The organism is Streptomyces sp. NPDC088246 (assembly GCF_044741025.1).
Lineage (GTDB): Bacteria > Actinomycetota > Actinomycetes > Streptomycetales > Streptomycetaceae > Streptomyces.
Window position 1 is genome coordinate 22,451 of record NZ_JBIURV010000010.1, and the last position, 18,088, is coordinate 40,538.

The 18,088-nt window shown below is 68.4% G+C and carries 18 protein-coding genes and 2 pseudogenes; 13 read left to right on the plus strand and 7 right to left on the minus strand.

Annotated elements, in window-relative coordinates:
- Positions 1 to 160: 160 nt before the first annotated feature.
- Both ACIPEK_RS15870 and ACIPEK_RS15875 read right to left on the minus strand, forming a co-directional pair.
- Positions 161 to 1,652: pseudogene (locus ACIPEK_RS15870) on the minus strand (IMP dehydrogenase).
- Positions 1,653 to 1,863: 211 nt separating this feature from the next.
- Positions 1,864 to 2,148 (minus strand): hypothetical protein, encoded by a 285-nt coding sequence (locus tag ACIPEK_RS15875; RefSeq protein ID WP_401995910.1) that lies wholly within the window; start codon positions 2,146 to 2,148, stop codon positions 1,864 to 1,866.
- Positions 2,149 to 2,681: 533 nt separating this feature from the next.
- Here ACIPEK_RS15875 and ACIPEK_RS15880 point away from each other — a divergent pair.
- Positions 2,682 to 3,302: a hypothetical protein gene (locus ACIPEK_RS15880; RefSeq protein WP_401995913.1), complete on the plus strand. Its 621-nt coding sequence runs from the start codon at positions 2,682 to 2,684 to the stop codon at positions 3,300 to 3,302.
- On the opposite strand, the gene sigJ is transcribed toward ACIPEK_RS15880, so the two are convergent.
- Positions 3,282 to 4,217 carry an RNA polymerase sigma factor SigJ gene (gene sigJ / locus ACIPEK_RS15885; protein ID WP_401995916.1) on the minus strand — a complete coding sequence of 312 codons (936 nt, stop codon included), beginning with the start codon at positions 4,215 to 4,217 and terminating at the stop codon, positions 3,282 to 3,284. The genes ACIPEK_RS15880 and sigJ overlap by 21 nt on opposite strands.
- A gap of 101 nt (positions 4,218 to 4,318) precedes the next feature.
- Between sigJ and ACIPEK_RS15890 the strand changes: the two genes are divergently transcribed.
- The 4 genes from ACIPEK_RS15890 (at position 4,319) to ACIPEK_RS15905 (ending at position 9,115) form a co-directional block, all read left to right on the plus strand.
- Positions 4,319 to 4,681: a hypothetical protein gene (locus tag ACIPEK_RS15890; RefSeq protein ID WP_401995919.1), complete on the plus strand. Its 363-nt coding sequence runs from the start codon at positions 4,319 to 4,321 to the stop codon at positions 4,679 to 4,681.
- A gap of 160 nt (positions 4,682 to 4,841) precedes the next feature.
- Positions 4,842 to 5,195 carry a winged helix-turn-helix domain-containing protein gene (locus tag ACIPEK_RS15895; RefSeq protein ID WP_401996374.1) on the plus strand — a complete coding sequence of 118 codons (354 nt, stop codon included), beginning with the start codon at positions 4,842 to 4,844 and terminating at the stop codon, positions 5,193 to 5,195.
- A 351-nt stretch (positions 5,196 to 5,546) separates the two neighbouring features.
- Complete coding sequence (locus tag ACIPEK_RS15900; RefSeq protein WP_401995922.1) at positions 5,547 to 7,331, plus strand: ABC transporter transmembrane domain-containing protein; 1,785 nt, start codon at positions 5,547 to 5,549, stop codon at positions 7,329 to 7,331.
- A complete protein-coding gene (locus ACIPEK_RS15905) occupies positions 7,328 to 9,115 on the plus strand; it encodes an ABC transporter ATP-binding protein (protein ID WP_401995925.1) in 1,788 nt (595 codons plus the stop codon). Before ACIPEK_RS15900 ends, ACIPEK_RS15905 begins: the two co-directional genes overlap by 4 nt.
- Positions 9,116 to 9,388: 273 nt before the next feature.
- Here ACIPEK_RS15905 and ACIPEK_RS15910 read toward each other — a convergent pair whose 3' ends face one another.
- Positions 9,389 to 10,084: a response regulator gene (locus ACIPEK_RS15910; protein WP_401996377.1), complete on the minus strand. Its 696-nt coding sequence runs from the start codon at positions 10,082 to 10,084 to the stop codon at positions 9,389 to 9,391.
- Between the two features lie 11 nt (positions 10,085 to 10,095).
- Positions 10,096 to 10,692, minus strand: a complete 597-nt coding sequence (locus ACIPEK_RS15915; protein ID WP_401995928.1) for a sensor histidine kinase — start codon at positions 10,690 to 10,692, stop codon at positions 10,096 to 10,098.
- A gap of 12 nt (positions 10,693 to 10,704) precedes the next feature.
- Between ACIPEK_RS15915 and ACIPEK_RS15920 the strand changes: the two genes are divergently transcribed.
- From ACIPEK_RS15920 to ACIPEK_RS15945, 6 genes and pseudogenes are all read left to right on the plus strand, one after another.
- Positions 10,705 to 12,633, plus strand: coding sequence for an ABC transporter permease (locus ACIPEK_RS15920; protein WP_401995931.1), 1,929 nt, complete (start codon positions 10,705 to 10,707; stop codon positions 12,631 to 12,633).
- 80 nt (positions 12,634 to 12,713) lie between these two features.
- Positions 12,714 to 12,879 (plus strand): annotated as a pseudogene (locus tag ACIPEK_RS15925) (IS5/IS1182 family transposase); the annotation flags it as partial.
- A gap of 541 nt (positions 12,880 to 13,420) precedes the next feature.
- On the plus strand, positions 13,421 to 14,290 hold the full coding sequence (locus ACIPEK_RS15930; RefSeq protein WP_401995934.1) for a DUF5753 domain-containing protein: 870 nt from the start codon (positions 13,421 to 13,423) through the stop codon (positions 14,288 to 14,290).
- Positions 14,287 to 14,520, plus strand: coding sequence for a DUF397 domain-containing protein (locus ACIPEK_RS15935; protein ID WP_383079851.1), 234 nt, complete (start codon positions 14,287 to 14,289; stop codon positions 14,518 to 14,520). The genes ACIPEK_RS15930 and ACIPEK_RS15935 overlap by 4 nt, the downstream gene beginning before the upstream one ends.
- Before the next feature lie 57 nt (positions 14,521 to 14,577).
- On the plus strand, positions 14,578 to 15,375 hold the full coding sequence (locus ACIPEK_RS15940) for an SAM-dependent methyltransferase (protein WP_401995938.1): 798 nt from the start codon (positions 14,578 to 14,580) through the stop codon (positions 15,373 to 15,375).
- 189 nt (positions 15,376 to 15,564) lie between these two features.
- Positions 15,565 to 15,870: a hypothetical protein gene (locus ACIPEK_RS15945; RefSeq protein WP_401995941.1), complete on the plus strand. Its 306-nt coding sequence runs from the start codon at positions 15,565 to 15,567 to the stop codon at positions 15,868 to 15,870.
- Here ACIPEK_RS15945 and ACIPEK_RS15950 read toward each other — a convergent pair.
- The gene (locus tag ACIPEK_RS15950; protein ID WP_401995944.1) at positions 15,843 to 16,127 is read right to left on the minus strand and encodes a hypothetical protein; all 285 of its coding nucleotides are present in this window, start codon (positions 16,125 to 16,127) and stop codon (positions 15,843 to 15,845) included. The two genes, ACIPEK_RS15945 and ACIPEK_RS15950, sit on opposite strands and share 28 nt — an antisense overlap.
- Positions 16,128 to 16,130: 3 nt before the next feature.
- On the opposite strand from ACIPEK_RS15950, the gene ACIPEK_RS15955 reads away from it, so the two are divergent.
- Entirely contained in the window at positions 16,131 to 16,277 is a 147-nt protein-coding gene (locus ACIPEK_RS15955) for a hypothetical protein (protein WP_401995947.1), read from the plus strand.
- Positions 16,278 to 16,364: 87 nt separating this feature from the next.
- Positions 16,365 to 17,099 carry an SRPBCC family protein gene (locus ACIPEK_RS15960; RefSeq protein ID WP_401995950.1) on the plus strand — a complete coding sequence of 245 codons (735 nt, stop codon included), beginning with the start codon at positions 16,365 to 16,367 and terminating at the stop codon, positions 17,097 to 17,099.
- Between the two features lie 177 nt (positions 17,100 to 17,276).
- On the opposite strand, the gene ACIPEK_RS15965 is transcribed toward ACIPEK_RS15960, so the two are convergent.
- A complete protein-coding gene (locus ACIPEK_RS15965) occupies positions 17,277 to 18,056 on the minus strand; it encodes a hypothetical protein (RefSeq protein ID WP_401995953.1) in 780 nt (259 codons plus the stop codon).
- Between the last annotated feature and the right edge of the window lie 32 nt (positions 18,057 to 18,088).

Below are 18,088 nucleotides of genomic sequence, written 5' to 3' on the forward strand. Positions count from 1 at the left end.
ACTTAACGCCCTCTGGATGAGCCGTGACCGCATAGGTTCGCCGGGTTGACGGTCGTGGCTGCCGCGGACGATCGCCTGGATCACTGGCGGGAGGGGGTTATTTCGACCATGCACTATTCCCCCTCCGACCAGTTGTCCTCTCGTCGGACTCGACAACCTGTCAGGAGACCGTTGCCGGGGTCTCCCGCAGGGTGACGTTGGCGTGGCTCTCCTGGAAGCTCTGGTCTGAAACGAGGGTCAGCCGGGCCGTGGACCGGAACTCCGGGAGGGTAGTGGAGCCGCAGGAGACCATCGTGGTCTTGAGCTTGGCAATGGTCAGGGCGAGCCCCTCGTTGAGGTCGCCTGCGTAGGGGACGTAGCCGTCCACGCCTTCCTCGAAGACCAGCCCCTGGCCTCCCTGGCCGTAGCGCTGCCAGTTGCGGGCCCGGTTCGAGCCCTCACCCCAGTACTCCTTCACGAACCCGTCACGGGTGGGCAGCTTCGCGCCGGCCGCCTGGTCGAAGCGCGCGAAGTAACGCCCCATCATGACGAAGTCGGCTCCCATCGCCAGCGCCAGGGCCACGTGGTAGTCGTGCACCAGTCCGCCGTCGGAGCAGATCGGCACGTACTCGCCGGTGCGTTCGCGGAAGGCATCCCGGGACGCTGCCACGTCCAGCACAGCGCTGGCCTGGCCGCGGCCGATGCCCTTCTGGTCCCGAGTGATGCAGATGGAGCCGCCGCCCACCCCGACCTTGACGAAGTCCGCTCCCGCCTCGGCGAGAAACGTGAACGCCTCGCCGTCGACCACGTTGCCGCCGCCGACCGGGATCTCCGGATAGTGCTTCTTCACCCAGGTCAGAGCCTGCGCCTGCCAGTCGCTGTAGCCGTCGGACGAGTCGAAACACAACGCGTCCACGCCCGCCTCCAGCAGGGCCGGAACACGCTCCTGATAGTCGTGGGTGTTGATACCCGCGCCCACGCGCAGACGCTTGGCAGCGTCCACGACCTGGTTCGGGAAGCGCTTGCTGTCCGTGTAGTCGGAACGGAACACCAGATGCTGCAGGTGACCCTCGGTGTCCAGCACCGGGAGGCAGTCCAGCCTTTCGTCCCACAGCCGCGCGTTGGCCTCGGAAAGCGTGACGTCGGGTCCGGCCTGGGCCAGGTCGGCGGCAGCGGTCATCCGGCCACTGACCGGCCCGTCCAGGTCATGGCGCTGAGGGTGGAAGTCACGGGACGTCACCAGGCCGAGCAGGCGGCCGGTGGCAGTCCCGTCGTGAGTAACCGCGGCGGTGCTGTGACCGGTACGGCTCATGACATCGACCAGGAGACTCAGGCTGTCGTCAGGGCGGACGTTGGTGTCGCTGGTGACGAATCCGGCCTTGAAGTTCTTCACCTGGCGCACCGCCGTGGCCTGGTCCTGGATCGGCTGGTTGTGGTGCAAGAAGCTGAGACCACCGTTGCGCGCCAGCGCGATCGGGTGTGCTGACGGCCTGCATGATCGCGGACGTGAACGGGGACTGCAGCAACTCGATCGTCGGCGCTTCGCCTACGAAGTGCCGCACCAGGGGCGTGCGCAGGTCAACCGTCGCAGCCGAGCAGTCGGTCCGAGTCCGGTTCGGCAAGAGCAGAAACTCGTTGAACGTCCGTGAAACCTCGGCGATGATCTGTGCCACTCGTTCCTCCTGACGCGTCGGCCGGGGCCTGACTGCCCCGCCGTGAGGACCGCCCCCGGTTCCCAGGGCCCGGGCAGGCAGAGATCAGCACGGCAGCCGTGGAGATGCCACCAACTGCGGCAGAGGCCTGACCGGCCCGTGGATCGAACGGGGTGCGGTCGTTGACCTGGCACCTTATCGATTGACTCAGCCGCTGCGCGAATCGTGGCCGTCAACGGCAGCCGCCACCCCCGGGTGGTTGCTTCAGGTCCTCGGCCGGGGCCGCGAGGTACTCGGCCCAGTCGCGTCGAGCGTAGGCGACCCAGTGGATCGCGGTGTGGTGGTGCGTCCCGGTCACGTCGGCGAGGATCGGGCTGGGGAGGTCAGCAGCGAGGGCGGCGAGCGCCGCGTTGCGGGCGGTGCGAACCGGGATGCCGTGGCGGCCCAGTTTCTGGGTCATGCCGTGGGCCGAGATGGCCTTGCCCGGGACCATGCCCGGGAAGAGCCACCGGGGCAAGGGCGTAGGTGTGACGCAGGTCGTGCCGGCGCCATCTCGTCGCAGGCAGCCGCGGCGTGGTGGCGTCCGCGTGGTCCTGCATCCGGCGCCAGGCCGCGTGCCGGTAGCGCTTCCCGGAGTCGGCGCCAGGCATCAGCCCGCTGCGGAAGACGAACACCGCGAGCGCCTCCAGCCCGAACTCGCCCTCGTGGACGGTGTTCTGCCGTAGTTCGGCGGGCATCGTCTGCATCTCGAACTCCCGCACCACTCCGTCCGGGAGCCCGCGGACGCGCCGCGTCGCGTAGTCGATGCGCGAGACGACGAACAGGTTCCGCTCCCAGCTTCAGCCAAGTTGCTGCGGCAACCCAGCGGTGAAGGTCTCGCCTCACTCGACTCCAGTGAGGTCTCGTGGCGCACCCACCCCGTACGACAGGCGTGGCTACGTCTTCCTCGGCACCGTCACCGCAGCGTCGCTCGCCATATGGCTCCGGTCCTGACAAGCGTGAGTCAGGTCCGAGGCGCAAGCAGACCATCTGCTGTCCTATGGTTCCGGGATGAGCAACTCTGCGGCTGCTGCCATCCTCACGACCGAGGATCTGGCCGTAGCGATGCGTGCAGTGCGTACTTTGTTGGACATCGCAGATTTCGGTCAGGGCGAGGTCGACTTCGAAGCCGTCATCAGGTCGTCGGATGTCCTCGCGCAAGTTCGTCACGTACTGCCCGACCTCGAATGGTGGGCGTCGACCGGCAAGGAGCACGGCTCGTCGGAGGCCGGCGACGACCCTGCAGACTGTCTGCCGATCCACGTATTCGACTGGTGCCGTCCGTTGGACCGCGCCGAGCCCTTCATCGCCGCTCTGGGGCCGGACCTCGCGGCTGTTCGGTGGGATCTGGACGCATGGCCTGCGGTTCCTGAAGCGGGACTGGAGGAGATCTCGCAGAAGTACGCGTACCTCACGCTGACGGTGAATTCCCGGGACCTCTATCAGGAGGAGCCGTCGCAGGGTCGCACCGTCCACGTGCACGTTCGAGACCGGAACGGCGAACAGACCGCCCGCGTCCACTGGCTCGCCGGTCAAGTGGGTGGCCGGTTCACCGGCAGGGTGCAGTTGGCACCTCTCCAGCCGCCGAGCAAACCGGCACGGACCGACCCCTCATCCGGCTCCGTGACGTGATCGGCCGGACAAGTCCTGGCCGTCCCGCACCCACGGCCGCAGCTTCTCCGGATTGCGGACCGCCCAGATCCGGGTGACCCGGCCGTCGGCGACATCGAACGAGGCTACGGTCACGACGGCGCCGGCGCGCTGGGCCACCAGGCCCGGCACACCGTTGACCGACCGCTCCAGGAGCTCGAGCCCCGGAGCCTTGTCGGCGATGGCGACCATGTACTGGGCGATGCGCGCACCGCCTTCGATCGGGCGTAGGACGGTACCGACCATGCCGCCGCCGTCGGCGGTCATCACGGCGGCCGGGTCGAGGACGTCGACGAGGGCCGCGATGTCCTTGGTCTCCCATGCCTCTTTGACATGCCGCACCGCGTCGGCCTGCCCGGCCGCCGTCACAGGATCCCGCGCGACGCGTACCCGCCGCCGGGCGGAGGCCGCGAGCTGCTTGCAGGCAGCAGGGGTCCGGCCGAGGATGCCGGCGATCTCGGCGAAGGGGTACCGGAAGACATCGTGCAGGACGAACGCCACCCGCTCGGCGGGTGTCATCGACTCCAGGACGACGAGGAAGGCCATGGTCACCGATTCGTCCAGGACCATCTGGTCGGCGGGGTCGGTGCCATGGCCGTGGTCCCACCCGGCGTGGTCGGGCAGCGGATCGGGCAACCACGTGCCGACATAGCGTTCACGCCGGGCCCGCGCCGAGCCGAGCACGTCCAGGCAGATGCGGCCGGTCACCGTCGTCAGCCAGGCGCCGGGGGATACGACCTCGTCCTGCCGACTTCGTGGCAGCGCGTACCAGCGCGCGTAGGCCTCCTGTACGGCGTCCTCGGACTCGGTCAGTGAACCGAGCAACCGGTAGGCGACATTGATCAGTTGGCGCCGCTCAGCGGCTATCTCATCGGTGCTCGTCCCAGCCGTCCCCATGCTTCCGACCGCCTCCTCGCCTTACCTTTCGCAGGCCCGCGTCGTCGGGCTGGTGAGACCTTATCGATCTACTGCCCCCGGGCGGAAAAGGAGACCGTGGCATGGCAGCCCAGGCGACAGCACAGCGCCGCTTCTCGTTTCTGCAGATCGCGATCACCCTGCAGACCCTGACCATCTTCCTTCAAGCGGTCTCCGCCGGACTGCTGCTGACCTCGTCCTACGGAGAGACGCTGCACAGTGTCGGAGCCCGCGTGATGTACGGGGCGTCGATGCTGTATGTGCTCGCGGCGGTGCTGGCGTGGAAGCCGGGCGGTGGCTCACCCCGGCCCGTCCGGTACGCGTCCGGCTTCCTTGTTCTCGCCTCGGTCCAGGTTGTGCTCGGCATCGCGCACATACCGTCGGTCCATCTCCCTCTGGGCGTCCTGATGTTCGGACTGAGCGTGCTGGCGCTGACGCGGCGCTGAAGTCCGATACGGGGGCATACCGGGATCAGCTGGGGCCTGTCTGGCGGATCAGGCCGCGTCGGCAGGTGGCCCGCTCGCCGGTCCGGAGGCGCTGCGTTCCGTTGGGCCGGTGAAGGTGCCAAGGATCTCGGATGCCCAATTCGCCGTGCTGGAGGAGGAAATGGGCAGGAGTCCGGCCGTCCATGGCTTCGGAGACCGGCGGTGGACCTTGGGTCGGGCCCAGGCGGTGATCGCCCGCCGTTTCCGCGTGAGTATGTTGGTGGCGACTGTGCGACGGCTGCTGAAAAGGCATGGCTGGTCATGGCGGGCTCCGGCTCGCAGGGCTCTGGAACGGGACGAACATGCGGTGGAGTTGTGGAAGAAGGAGGTGGGGCCGCGGGTAAAAGCACCGCGGCGGGGCTCGGCGCCTGGATCGTCTTCGAGTTGCGCCGTGAGGCGCGGTGATTCGTGTGGAGGTGAGAGACCTTCACCGCCGTTCTGTCGTAGCAGAGGGATGGAGCCGAGGGCAGCCTGATCCGGGTGATGCCGGGGAGGGTGGGAGCGGCCCTGACAAAGCCGGGACGTGCCAGTACTGCCAGATGGCACGGGTCCGGCGAGCGGGATGGAGAGGAGTACGCGAGGAACCGGCGTCTTTACGTCTCTCAACGACTACACCGGCTCGAAACCTGGTGGATCTGGGCCGGAAGCGGTGCCGCCTACGACATCAGTGCTCCCAGAACCTCCGGACGCAACACCTTCGGCCGTTGAGGCTGTCCCCGTCGTGCCCTTCGCAGCCCGACTCAGTTGTGCCGTGACCCCGCCCGTTCCGCGGCGGTCCGAAGACAAGGCCCACGTCGATGAACCACCCTGCACAAGGACGGCCGAGATGACCGAAGGATCAGACCTGCCCACCCACGAGCGCAAGGTTCCCTACACCGACCCCGGCACGCCGGACGTCCGCAGCCCGGCCCGCTATCTGTGGTGGCTGGTCGTGATGCAGCGCGGTCGGATCCTGCTCGGCTCCCTGTGGGGAACCCTGTGGATGTGCGCGCTGATGCTGCCGCCCTACTTCATGGCCAAGGCCATCGACGACGGACTGAAACAGCGGGACACGGACACGCTGCTCTTCTGGGTCCTGATCATCATGGTGGCCGGGGCGGCCATCGCCTGTCTCGGAATCCTGCGGCACCGCACCATGACCCTCATCCGCACGGATGCGGCCTACCGGACGGTCCAGGTCGTCGTCCGGCAGGTCACCGACCTCGGCGCCACACTGCCGCGCAAGGTCTCCGTCGGCGAGCTCACCCACCTGCAGGCCGGCGACATGGGCCGGATCGCCCAGACGCTGACCATCACGGGCCCCGGAGTCGGCGCGGTCATCGCGTACTCGGCCACTGCCGTCCTGCTGTTCACCATCTCGGCCGTCCTCGCCGGCGTGGTCCTGCTGGGCCTCCCGCTGCTCGCCCTCGCGGTCGGCCCCCTCCTCGGGAAGCTGCACGGAGCCGAGAGCACCTACCGGGAACAGCAGGGCGAACTGACGGCCCGCGCCGGCGACATCGTCTCGGGGCTCGGCGTGCTGTGCGGCATCGGCGGCAAGGCCATTTTCGGCAAGCGGTACCGGGACCGGTCGCAGGCCCTGCTGGCGGACGGTTACCGGGTCGCCTCGTTCACCAGCTGGGTACAGGCGATCGGCGCCTGCCTGCCGGTGATCTTCCTCGCCATCGTCACCTGGATCAGCGCCAGGATGGCGGCCAGCGGCACGATCTCGGTCGGCGAGATGGTCGCCGTGTACGGCTACGTCGCCGCGCTCCTCGTCCCCGTGACGTTCTTCATCGAAGGAGCGGACGACCTGCCCCGCGGCCTCGTCGCCGCCCGACGGGTGATCAACATCCTGGCCCTGAAGCCCGAGGTCGAGAACGGTTCGAGCCCGGTGGCCGCGCCCGCCGGCCCCGCTGCCCTGCACGATCCGCGCTCCGGGCTGACGCTGGAACCCGGCCTGATGTCCGCCCTCGTCTGCGCCCGCCTCGACGAGGCACGGGCGGTCGTCGACCGGCTCGGCCGCTACACCGACTCTGACGCGACCTGGGGCGACGCACGGCTCTCCGACGTCGAACTGAGCGAGGTGCGCCGCCGCGTTCTGGTCGCCGACAACGACGCCCACCTCTTCGCCGGAACGGTGCGCTCGACGGTCTCCGTCCGCGACGACCACACGGCCGACGAGCTGGACGGGGCCCTGCGGACGGCCGTGGCCGAGGACATCGTCGACGCCCTGCCCGACGGCCTCGACGCCCGACTGGAGGCCCGGGCCCGCAATGTCTCCGGAGGACAGCGCCAGCGCCTGCGCTTGGTCCGGGCCCTCCTGACCGACCCCGAAGTGCTGCTGCTCGTCGAACCGACCTCGGCGCTCGACGCACACACCGAGGCCACCGTCGCCCAGCGCGTCCTGACGACCCGTCGTGGCCGCACCACCCTGGCGGTCAGCACCTCACCCCTCATACTCGACCGGGCCGACCAGGTCTCCTACCTGGTGGGCGGCGAGGTCGTCGCCGTCGGCACCCACGGAGAACTGCTCGTCTCCCAGCCGGGCTACCGGGACCTCGTGCTCCGGGACAGCGACGAGACCGACCCGACCGCGCAGGGGACAGCTCTCCAGGAAGGAAGCAGCCGATGAGCCGCCCCAACGAGCCCTGGCGGCTTCCGGTCGCGGACCCCGCGACCGTACGCCGGGCCGGCCTCGCGCTGATCAAGGCCGACTGGCGGTCCATGGCGGTCGTCGTCCTGCTCGCCGGCCTCGCCGCCGTGGCCGGCCTCGGGGGGCCGTGGCTGCTGGGCCGGATCGTCACCCGGGTCGAGACCGGTATCGCCACCACGTCCGCCGTCGACCAGCTGGCCCTCGGCGTACTCGTCTGCGCGATCGCCCAGCTGGTGCTCACACGCTTCGCCCTCAGCCACTCCCACAGGTTCGGCGAGCGCGCACTCGCACGACTCCGGGAGGAGGTCGTGGACCGGTCGCTCGCCCTGCCGGCCCGGGTCGTCGAGCAGGTCAGCACCGGCGACCTGATGACCCGTTCGACGATGGACGTCGGTACCGTCGCCACCACACTGCGCAATGCCGTCCCGGACGTGTTCATCGCCGCGATGCAATTGCTGTTCATCTTCGCCGCAGTCTTCGTGCTGCACCCCCTGCTGGGGCTGTGGGCCCTGGTCGGCATGCCCTTCGTCCTGCTGGTCACCCGCTGGTACCTCGCCAGGGCCAGGACCGCCTACCTCGCCGAGGGCGAGGCCGCCTCCGAGGTGGCCGAGATCGTCGCCGTCACCGCCGAGGGCGCCCGCACCGTGGAGGCGTTCGGCCTGCGCCGGCGCCGCGTCCTGGACGCCGACCGGGCCGTCGACCGGGCGTACGGCGCTGTCCGCCGCACCCTGCACCTGCGAACCGTGCTTTTCCCCGTCACCGAGTTCGCGCACTCCCTGCCCCTCGCCGTGACACTGCTGGTCGGCGGATACGCCTACCTCGACGGTTCCATCGCCCTCGGTGTGGTGGTCACCGGCAGCCTCTACATGTGGCAGCTGGTCGACCCGCTCGACCGCGTACTGATGTGGATGGAGCAACTGCAGCGCAGCGGTGCGGCCTTCGCCCGGATCAAGGGGATCGGCATGGTTGCCGGCGAGCAGCGCAGCGGCCTGCCCGCCCCCACCGACGACCGCATCGAGGTACGCGCCGTCCACTACTCCTATGTGGACGGGAACGACGTGCTCACGGACGTGGACCTCACCGTCCGCCCGGGGGAGCGGCTTGCCCTGGTGGGCCCGTCCGGTGCGGGCAAGACCACGCTCGGCAAGCTCCTGTCCGGCGCGGACACCCCGCGCACGGGCAGCGTCGCGGTCGGTGGCGTGCCGGTCGCCGACCTCGCCGCCGCCGACGCGCTGGGCAACCGGATCGTGCTCGTCACCCAGGAACACCACGTCTTCATCGGAAGCCTCCGCGACAACCTGACCATGGCGGCGCCCGAGGCCGATGACGATCGGCTGCTGGACGCGCTCGCCGTGGTCGGGGCCGACTGGGTCAAGGACCTGCCCGACGGACTCGACACCCAGGTCGGCTCGGGCGGGGAGGAACTGGACCCCGCACAGGCCCAGCAACTCTCCCTGGCCCGGGTGGAGCTGGCCGATCCGCACACACTGATCCTCGACGAGGCCACCTCGCTGCTGGACCCGACGACCGCACGAGACGCCGAGCGGGCGATGGCCGCCGTACGGGCCGACCGCACCGTGATCGCCATTGCCCACCGTCTGCAGACCGCGCACGACGCCGACCGCGTCGCCGTCGTGGAGAGCGGACGCATCGTCGAGCTGGGCTCGCACGACGAACTGGTCGCGGCCGGTGGACCGTACGCGGCCCTGTGGCGCTCCTGGCACGGCAGGGGCGACACCGTGGACGAGGGCCGGGCCGGCTGATCCCGGCACGCTCCCCGCGCACCACCCGTATTGCATCCGGATCCACAAGATCAAGGGGGACGCCGCAGTGCCGGTGAACGAGAAGAGCCAGGGCGGCGCAGGGAGCAAGTACTCACTCGCCTGTATGCGCTGCGACATCGAACTCGAACCGGTACTGGTGTACCGGTGCCCAGGTGGAACGGTTCGTCTCCGCCGTCGCGGCTGTGCCGAGGCAGGCGCCCCGCATCAGTTTCGTGTCGAACGTGACGGGCACCACCGGTACCCCGGCCGGCGCTATTCGCGGTGTTCACCGGGAGATACGAGTCCGGTCTCGTAGGCGAGGACGACAGCCTGTGCGCGGTCGCGCAGGGCGAGTTTGGCGAAGATACGGGCGACGTGGGTTTTGACGGTGGCTTCGCTGAGGGTGAGCTCCTGGGCGAGTTCGGTGTTGGAGAGGCCCCGACCCATCAGGGTAAGAACCTCCAGCTCGCGGGGAGTGAGCTGGGTGAGGTCGCGGTGGATCGCTGGCGCTGCGGCGTCACCGCCCACGCTGAGCCTGGGTTCGCCGGGGGCGAAACGCTCCACCAGGCGGCGCGTGATCGTGGGGGCGAGGAGGGCATCGCCGGTGTCGACGAGACGGACGGCGGCGGCGAGGTGTGCGGCGGTGACGTCCTTGAGAAGGAAACCGCTCGCTCCAAGGGCCAGCGCGGAGTACACGTACTGGTCGAGGTCGAAGGTGGTCAGCATGATCACCCGGCAGTCCGGGTTCTCCGCGAGGATGAGCCGGGCCGCCTCCAGGCCGTCCAGGTTCGGCATCCTGATGTCCATCAGCACGACGTCGGGCCGCAGGCTGCGGGCCAACGCCACGGCCTCGGCCCCGTCGGCCGCGGCGCCCACCACATCGATCCCTCGTGAGGTGAGGATCAGGCGGAACCCGGTACGGATCAGCTCCTGGTCGTCGGCAATGAGCACGCGCGGGGGTGGCTCCACCGTGGGGGCCGTCACGCCCGGTCCAGCGGGATACGCGCTCGTACCCGGTACCCGCCGCCGAGTCGCCGTCGGGCGTCCAGATCGCCGCCGTACACGGCGACCCGCTCCCTGAGCCCCAGCAGCCCGCGCCCGGCTCCGTCCCTTCGGTCCATTCCCGACGGCCTGGACGCGGATCCTCCACCGGACAGCACACTGGGCCCACTGTTCAGCACCTCCACTCGCAGATGGTTGTCCGCGTACCGTACGGTCACCTCAGCCTTCCCCCCGTCGCCATACTTGAGCGCATTGGTCAGCGCCTCTTGCACGATCCGATACGCGGTCGTGTCGATCCCGGCCGGGAGCGAGTGCGGCTTCCCGGAGATCCGAACCTCCACGGGCAATCCGGCGAACGCGATCCGGTCGATCAGCGAACTGAGTCGGCCGAGGCTCGGCTGCGGGGTCAGGTCGGCCTCGTCCTCGCCGCTCTGCGACGGAGCGAGCAGGCCGAGCAGATGCCGCAGCTCGGTCATCGCGTCCCGGCCGGCGCCCTCGACCGCCACCAGGGCCTCGGCAGCCGCGTCAGGCATGGTGGTCAGCACCTCGCGCGCGGCACCCGCCTGGACCACCATCAGACTCACGTTGTGACTGACGATGTCGTGCAGTTCCTGGGCGATCCGGGCGCGCTCGGCGTCGACGGCGGTCCGGGCCGCGTTCTCCCGCTCCCGCTCGAGAAGCCAGCCCCGGTCCTCGATCGCCTTCCTGTGCTCGCCACCAGCATGAGCAAGTCCGCCGGCGCCTGGGTATCACCCGAGCAGATGACCGCCCTGCACCCGCCAGGCTTCCAGATGCTCTACCGCTTCACGTCGGCCTCGACGGACGGGCAGATTCGCGCCGACCTGGCAACGGTCACCGCCGGACAACCAGCGGACTCGCTGACCGATGCCCAGTCCTACCTCACCCTCAAGCAGGCCTTCTCCGCATCGGCCGATTCCTACATCCCTTTTATGACGATGTTCGGCGTGCTCGGCCTCCTGGTCTCGGCTTTGATCGTCGGCAACGTGGTCAGCGGGGCGGTCGTCTCCGGATACCGGCACATCGGCGTGCTCAAGGCCCTTGGCTTCACGCCGAACCAGGTGGTCGCGGTCTACCTCGCGATGATCTCCGCTCCCGCGGTCGTGGGCTGCGTCCTAGGCACGGCGCTCGGCACCCTGCTGGAGCAACCCATCCTCAACGTTGCGTTTTCCGGAATCGAAACCGGCACCGCCACCATTGCCACCAGCCCCTGGGTGCCCGTCGCCTGCCTGCTGGCCATGCCCACCCTCGTCGCCGCCGCCGCGCTGATCCCCGCGCTGCGCGCACACCGGCTTTCCGCGGCAGAGGCGATCAGCGCGGGCAGCGCGCCGCGGACCGGGCGCGGGCTGCGCGTCCAACGCAAGCTCAGCGGCACCCGGCTGCCGCGCTCCGTAAGCCTGGGCCTGGGCCAGCCGTTCACCCGCCCGGGCCGCGCCATGATGACGATGTCGGCCGTCATCATCGGGGTCACCACCGTGACTCTGACGACCGGCCTGGCCAGCAGCATGGTGGCGGCAGGGAAGGCGGGCAAGAACAGCGGGGTCGCGCTGGTCGACGTACAGGTGGGGAGGCCCGCACAAGGCCGACACGTGCCGAAGCTGGATGACAGCGAGATCGAAGCACGGCTGCGATCCCTTCCCGGAGCGGAGCGGGTGACCGCTCGCGCCCTCACCAAGGTGCACCTCGCGGGGACCACGAACACCGTATTCGTCAACTTCTACCGCGGGGACGCTCCGGCCGAGGCTGAGCAGATCGTCGAGGGGCACTGGCCGAGCGGAGCGGGTGAGGTCGCCGTCGGGCCGTCGTTCCTGAAACAGCACGGGCTCGCGGTCGGTGACCGGACGACCATGTATCTGAACGGCAGGCAGGCCGACGTCACCGTCGTCGGCGAAGTCATGTCGGGCAACGCCCAGGCCATGGACTCCAACTGGCAGACCGCGGCCGAACTCGCCCCGGACACGAGCGCCGTTGACTACACGATCCAGCTCGCCCCCCATGCCGACGCCCAGGCCTACGTCAGGGGGATCGAGGAGGCTGACCCGGGCCTCTATCCGTCGCTGAGGAGCGACTCGCCGGATGCCGCCACCACTACCGTCGTCGGCTTCTCGTCGGTGTTTACGCTGCTGCTGACCGTCGTCGCGGCGCTCGGCGTCTTCAACACCGTCCTGCTGAACACCAGGGAGCGGCGCCGCGACCTGGCCATGCTCAAATCGATCGGGATGACGCCGCGCCAGGTCGTGGTGATGACAGTGACGTCCGTGGCGGGGCTGGGCGCGGTCGGCGGCCTGATCGGCATCCCCCTCGGGACAGTCGCACACCGGCTGCTCGTGGACCATGCCGGAGTGCTCAGCTTCCCGGAGTCCATGAAGGACGTCTGGCATGCGCCGCAACTGGCCGCCCTGACCCTGGCGGGCGTCGTGATCGCCGTCCTTGGCGCGCTGATCCCGGCTCGCTCGGCGGCACGGCTCACCATCGCCGAGGTGCTGCACAACGAGTGATCTCCGCTCCGACCCGAAGCAAGGCCTGATCAAGTCTCCGGGGAGGCCGACGACGCGCCAGCCGTCAGGCCGCTTACCAGGTCGGGTCACTGCCAGACGACGTGAACGTCAACCTCGACCGAAGCTATGACAGCAACGCGTCCCGCGCTCTGCTCCGGGAGTTGGGCTTCACCGGTGAGCTCGCCCGCAAGGGCGTGCCCGCCCCGATCCAGGCCGGCAAGCGGTGGGGTGGTGGAACGAACGCACTTGCCTTCTCAGCCATGGGGCTGGTTGACGCCATGCATACCTCCGCGTCGGCAGAGGACTGGGTCAGTTGATCAGCTTCGTGGCAGGCGGCTTCCCACCGGGCTCACATGCATCGTCCACGCCGCGACCAGCCCGCCGAAGACGTCATATCGCGCTCGGCTCGCTCCGCGGGACTGGATGAACCGGCCGGTGGCGTCGACGGAGCGGTGGCTGCGCTTCCAGTAGACCCGCCACCGGGGTGTCGAGTCGGCGGCCCTCGGCGGAGAGGACGAGCTGCCCGCCTGTGCGAGTGAGTTGGGACAGGACCTACCCGTCGGGGAGCGGGGCGGCATCGGCACCGACGGGGCGGGCATCTCGGACCTTCCTGAGGGGGCGTGCATCCAGACGGAATGAGCTTGGTCACCCAACTGCGCTTACCCGACAAGCCGTTGGCAAGCCCCACTCTGCAACCTGCATAGTTGGACCTGCAGTCTGTTGCCATACCGGGGGCCGTGGCACACTGCACCGAACTGCCAGCCATCCGACGGGAGAGGGATCTGACGTGACCGAACCGAAGTCCGCCCCGACCGTGCTGCAGATCGTCTTGGGCCGACGACTGGCCGCGCTACGGGACGCCGCAGGCCTGACAGCGGCTCAGGCGGCCAACTGTCTGCGTATCGCTCAGACGACGGTCACAAGGATGGAAAAGGCCGAGACATCGCTGAAGTTCGCCAACGCCAAGACCCTCCTGGAGGTCTACGGGGCAGGACAGGCGGAGATCGACGAATTTCTCGGCCTCCTTGACAAGGCGAGCGACCCCGGCTGGTGGCAGGGTTTTCGAGACGCGTTGCCGAACTGGTTCGGCGTCTACGTCTCTCTCGAAGACTCGGCTACGCAAATCCGCCTCTATGAGCCCCAGGTCGTCCCCGGCCTGTTGCAGACCGAGGACTACGCACGCGCAGTGTTGAAGGTTGGCCTGCCCCGCCCGACGACTGATGTTCTCGAGCGCCGGGTCAGCCTCCGCACCGCGCGCCAAGACCTGCTCAACCGCCCGAAGCCTGCTCCTCCTCAATTGTGGGCCGTCATTGACGAGACGTGCCTACGCCGGCACGTCGGCGACGCCGAGGTCATGGCCAACCAACTGGACCACCTGTTGAAGATGGCAGAACTCCAGAACGTGACTCTTCAGGTGTGCACATTCAACGCCGGCCTTCATCCTGGCGGCTTCGGACCGTTCACTGTCTTCCGCTTTCAGATTCCAGAACTACCCGACATTGTCTGCACGGACAGTCTGAGTCGCGCTCACTACACGGAGGACCCAGATGAGGCGGCCCTTTATCGCGAGGCCCTCGATCAAATGAGCGCGTACGCACTGCCAGTAGGCGACACCAAGAGCTTCATCGGTGACGTCCGCAAGGAGCTGACTTCATGAATCACCACGTCACGCACGCAGCCACTGAACTCGGCACGGAACAGTGGCAGAAGCCCTGGAGCGGGAGCAACGGCGGGCAATGCGTAGAAACCAAGCAACTCCTTGGCGGCCGCGTAGCCCTGCGCCAGTCCAGGGAGCCGGACGGGCCCGCGCTGATCTATTCGGCCGAAGAGATGAAGGCCTTCGTCGCCGGCGCAAAGTCTGGCCAGGCGGACTTTCTCTTGTCATGACGATCCACACCAAGCATCGGGATATCCGCACACCATCATGCTGAAGGAGACCAGCTAGTGGCTGAAGTGAAGCAGGGGTTAGCTCCCATCGACACCAGCAGGCCGCACCCGGCCCGCATGTACGACTGGTATCTGGGTGGCAAGGACAGCTACCCCGTCGACTGGGAAGCGGGTGAGAAGGTCAAGGCCTTCTTCCCCGGGGTGGCCGAACTTGCCCGGGTCAACCGGAAGTTCATGCACCGGGCCTCACGAATGCTGGCGGAGAGGGGAATCCGTCAGTTCCTCGATGTTGGAACCGGAATTCCTACCGAACCGAACCTGCACCAAGTCGTCCAAGCAGTCGCACCGGACACACGGGTTGTGTATGCGGACAATGACCCGATAGTCCTTCGCCATGCGGAGGCGCTCTTGCATAGCACTCCTGATGGACACACCTCTTACATCCAGGCCGACGTCAGGGAGCCGCAGAGAATCATAGACAGCGCGCGAGAGACCTTCTCCTTCAAGGAGCCGGTCGCGCTTTCCATGGTCGCCCTGCTGCACTTCGTCTCGGACGAGTACAAGCCCTACGATCTGGTCCGCCAACTGCTCGACCCTCTTCCCGCTGGTAGCTATCTCGTGCTCTCTCATGTGACTGGGGATTTTGAACCCGAGGCATGGGAAGGAATCGTCGATATCTACCGCAGGAGTGGTACCCCGGCGCAGGTGCGCTCGCGTGAAGAGTTCGCCGCTTTCTTCACCGGCCTGAGACTTATCGAGCCCGGTGTTGAACTGGCCACGAAGTGGTGCCCGGCACCGGACCAGCTGGAGCGGCCCGAACCCGTACCCCTGTACGTGGCAGTCGCGCAGAAGTAATTGGACGTGGAGTGAGGACGAGTCACGCGCTGTCGGCGAATCTACCCTCGTAGGCGCTCAGACCGCCCCCTGCTCGTACCAATGCCGTGTGGTTTTAGGGCTGGGCCTGATGTGTCAAGCAGGCTGAAGCAGAGATGGGGCTCCTGCTGGAACCGTGTCGACCAAGATCACTGTTCAGCAGGAGCCCGGTTGGTCGAACGCGCGGCGTTCCTGCGCGTCACCGGATCGCCCATCGACATCCGGGGCGACGCCATCGCGATCGATTCGGCGGTACGCAGGCTGGCCTTCGGCCCCGAATCCGGCTACATCCGCCATCTCGGCTGCTACGTGGCGCTGGTCGACCTCCCCCGCGAGCTCGGACAGGACGGAATCAACCCGACCTGCAACACCCCTGGCCGCATGGCGGCCACCTGGACGTTCAACGACGAGGTGATCGGCGTTCTCATGTTCCGGTCCGATCCACTCGACTACGACCACCACGACCTGGCCGCGTAGAAGAAGATCCTCGAGGACGCCTTCGCCGGAGTCACCGGCTGGCAGGTGCCGCAGCTGCTCGACGCGGTCCAGGCGGCCGAGGACTGCTGCTTCGACTCGGTCAGCCAGATCCACATGCCCGCCTGGCACACCGGCCGGACCGCGCTGGTCGGCGACGCCGCCCACTGCGCGGCCCTGCTCTCCGGCCGAGCACCTCGCCGGCCCTCACCGGCGCCTACTACCTGGCAGAGGAACTGGAACGCTCGGGCGACGATCACGCCATGGCGTTCGCTCGTTACGAAGCCCGCCAACGCCCTTACGTCGGCTTCGCCCAGCACAGCGTCACCGCGGGCAGGGCCATCCTCCTCCCGGATACGTGGGAGGAGATCAACGCCCGGAACGAACGCCTCAAGGCCGGCAGGGAGTGAATTCCCAGCTCTTGCGCCGAATTTGCCCGCCGGGGTGCGTAGTAATGCCACGGCCGCCAGACCAGTCACTGAACAAGGAGGAGAACCATGCTCGACACGCTGAACCAGCAGGTCCGACCCGCCACCTCACGAACCGCCCGCCGCATGTGTGCCGCCCTGCCGGCGATCCCGCTGGCCGCCGCACTCATCCTCGGCGCTGCCGCACCCAGCCAGGCTGCCGCGCCCAGCCAAACCGCAGCGCCCAGCCAAACCGCCGCGCCCGGTCAGGCCGGCAGAGCCGACCACATCGACCGCGCGGGTGCTTCGCTGACCTGCCGAGGGAATGGCGTCGATCCCGCTGCCAAGATCCGGTACCGGACCGCGGCCGTCATCCACGCGCCGCTGCGCACCATCTGGAATCTGCAGACCGACGTGGAGCGCTGGCCGTCGTGGCAGCCGCCCGTCACCAGCATGAAACGCCTGGACGCGGGTCCGCTGAGGGAGGGTTCGCGGTTCCGGTGGACCACCCCGGTGCCTCCCACCTCCACGACGCCCGCCACCACCCTGACCATCACCTCGACCGTCCAGCAGCTCAAGTACGGCACGTGCATCCGCTGGACGGGGCCCGCGATCGGCAAGGGGCTGCGCATCGACAGGGGCGTCCACGTCTGGACCTTCACCAAGGCCTGGGGCGGTGTCCTCGTGCAGACCGAGGAGACCTGGACCGGTGCCCAGGTCGAAGCGGACGTGCCCACCTCCATCAAGCACCTCGGAGGAGGTCTTGAGGAGTGGCTGAAGGAGCTGAAGGCCACGGCCGAAGCCCGCCGCTCGAGGAAGGGCTGACACGTCCCCGACGGGGTGCGGCCCCGGCAAGGGGAGCCCCATCCCTATGCTTCGCCAGGCGTGCAGAAGACGCGAGGGGCGGCCGGGATCTTCCCGCGCGGCCCGTGAAGGCGGCCGGGATCCTCCCGGGAGGAGCGCCGCACGATGAGCGGCGGGCCCGGCTTCGTCCCGGTGTAATCAGTCCGCTCCGGGCAGCTCAGGGCCAGTGAAGTCCGGACCTGAGAAGTCTGGACTCGAAAAGTCGGGAGCGCTGAAACCCGGCCCTCTGCGCGGCTCCGGAACCACCTTTGAGCCGCCTGTCGCACGTGACGTGGCCGTCGCATCCGGACGGCCGGAGTCCGCAGGGCTCGCGGCCTGGAGCGAGTTGGACAGGAAGGGCAGGATCCCGCGTTCGAGCAGTGCCTCCTGCCACGCGCCGCGCGCGTGGTCCACCTCGGGATCCGTACCAGCCGTCGTCGAGCGATTGCGTGCCGCTGCCACCAGCATCCAGACGAGACCGGCCAGCACAGTCACTGCCGCGACCCCTGCCGCAGCCAGACCGGCGAGGAGCATGACGTCAGCGAGATGCGAGTGCATGTCAACAGCCCGGAAGGCGAAGCCGATCAAGCCGAAGACCACGGCAGCCGTGGCGGACAGCCCCGGTACCAGAACGGCCACCGCATGCAGCGTGTTGCTCGTGTTGGCCGCAGCGCCGTCGGACTCCCGCCGTGCACGACGACGCGCCGCGCCCGACGAGGCCGAGGCGGCGAGCAGCTGACGGTATGTGCGGTATTCGGAAGCGGCCGAGGCGGCGATGGCGGTGCGCGCGCCGAGTGCACGGGTCCGCAGTTGTTCGTTGTTGAGAGCTCGGGGAGTGCGGTGCCTCTCCTCCTGGATCGCGGGGGATTTCAGTGCGTGATCCAGGATGCGCTCGAATGCGGGCAGGTCTTCTGCCCGTAGGTGATCCGGACGGTCCACGAGTCTTCCTTGGTCGGTGGAATGCGCTCAGT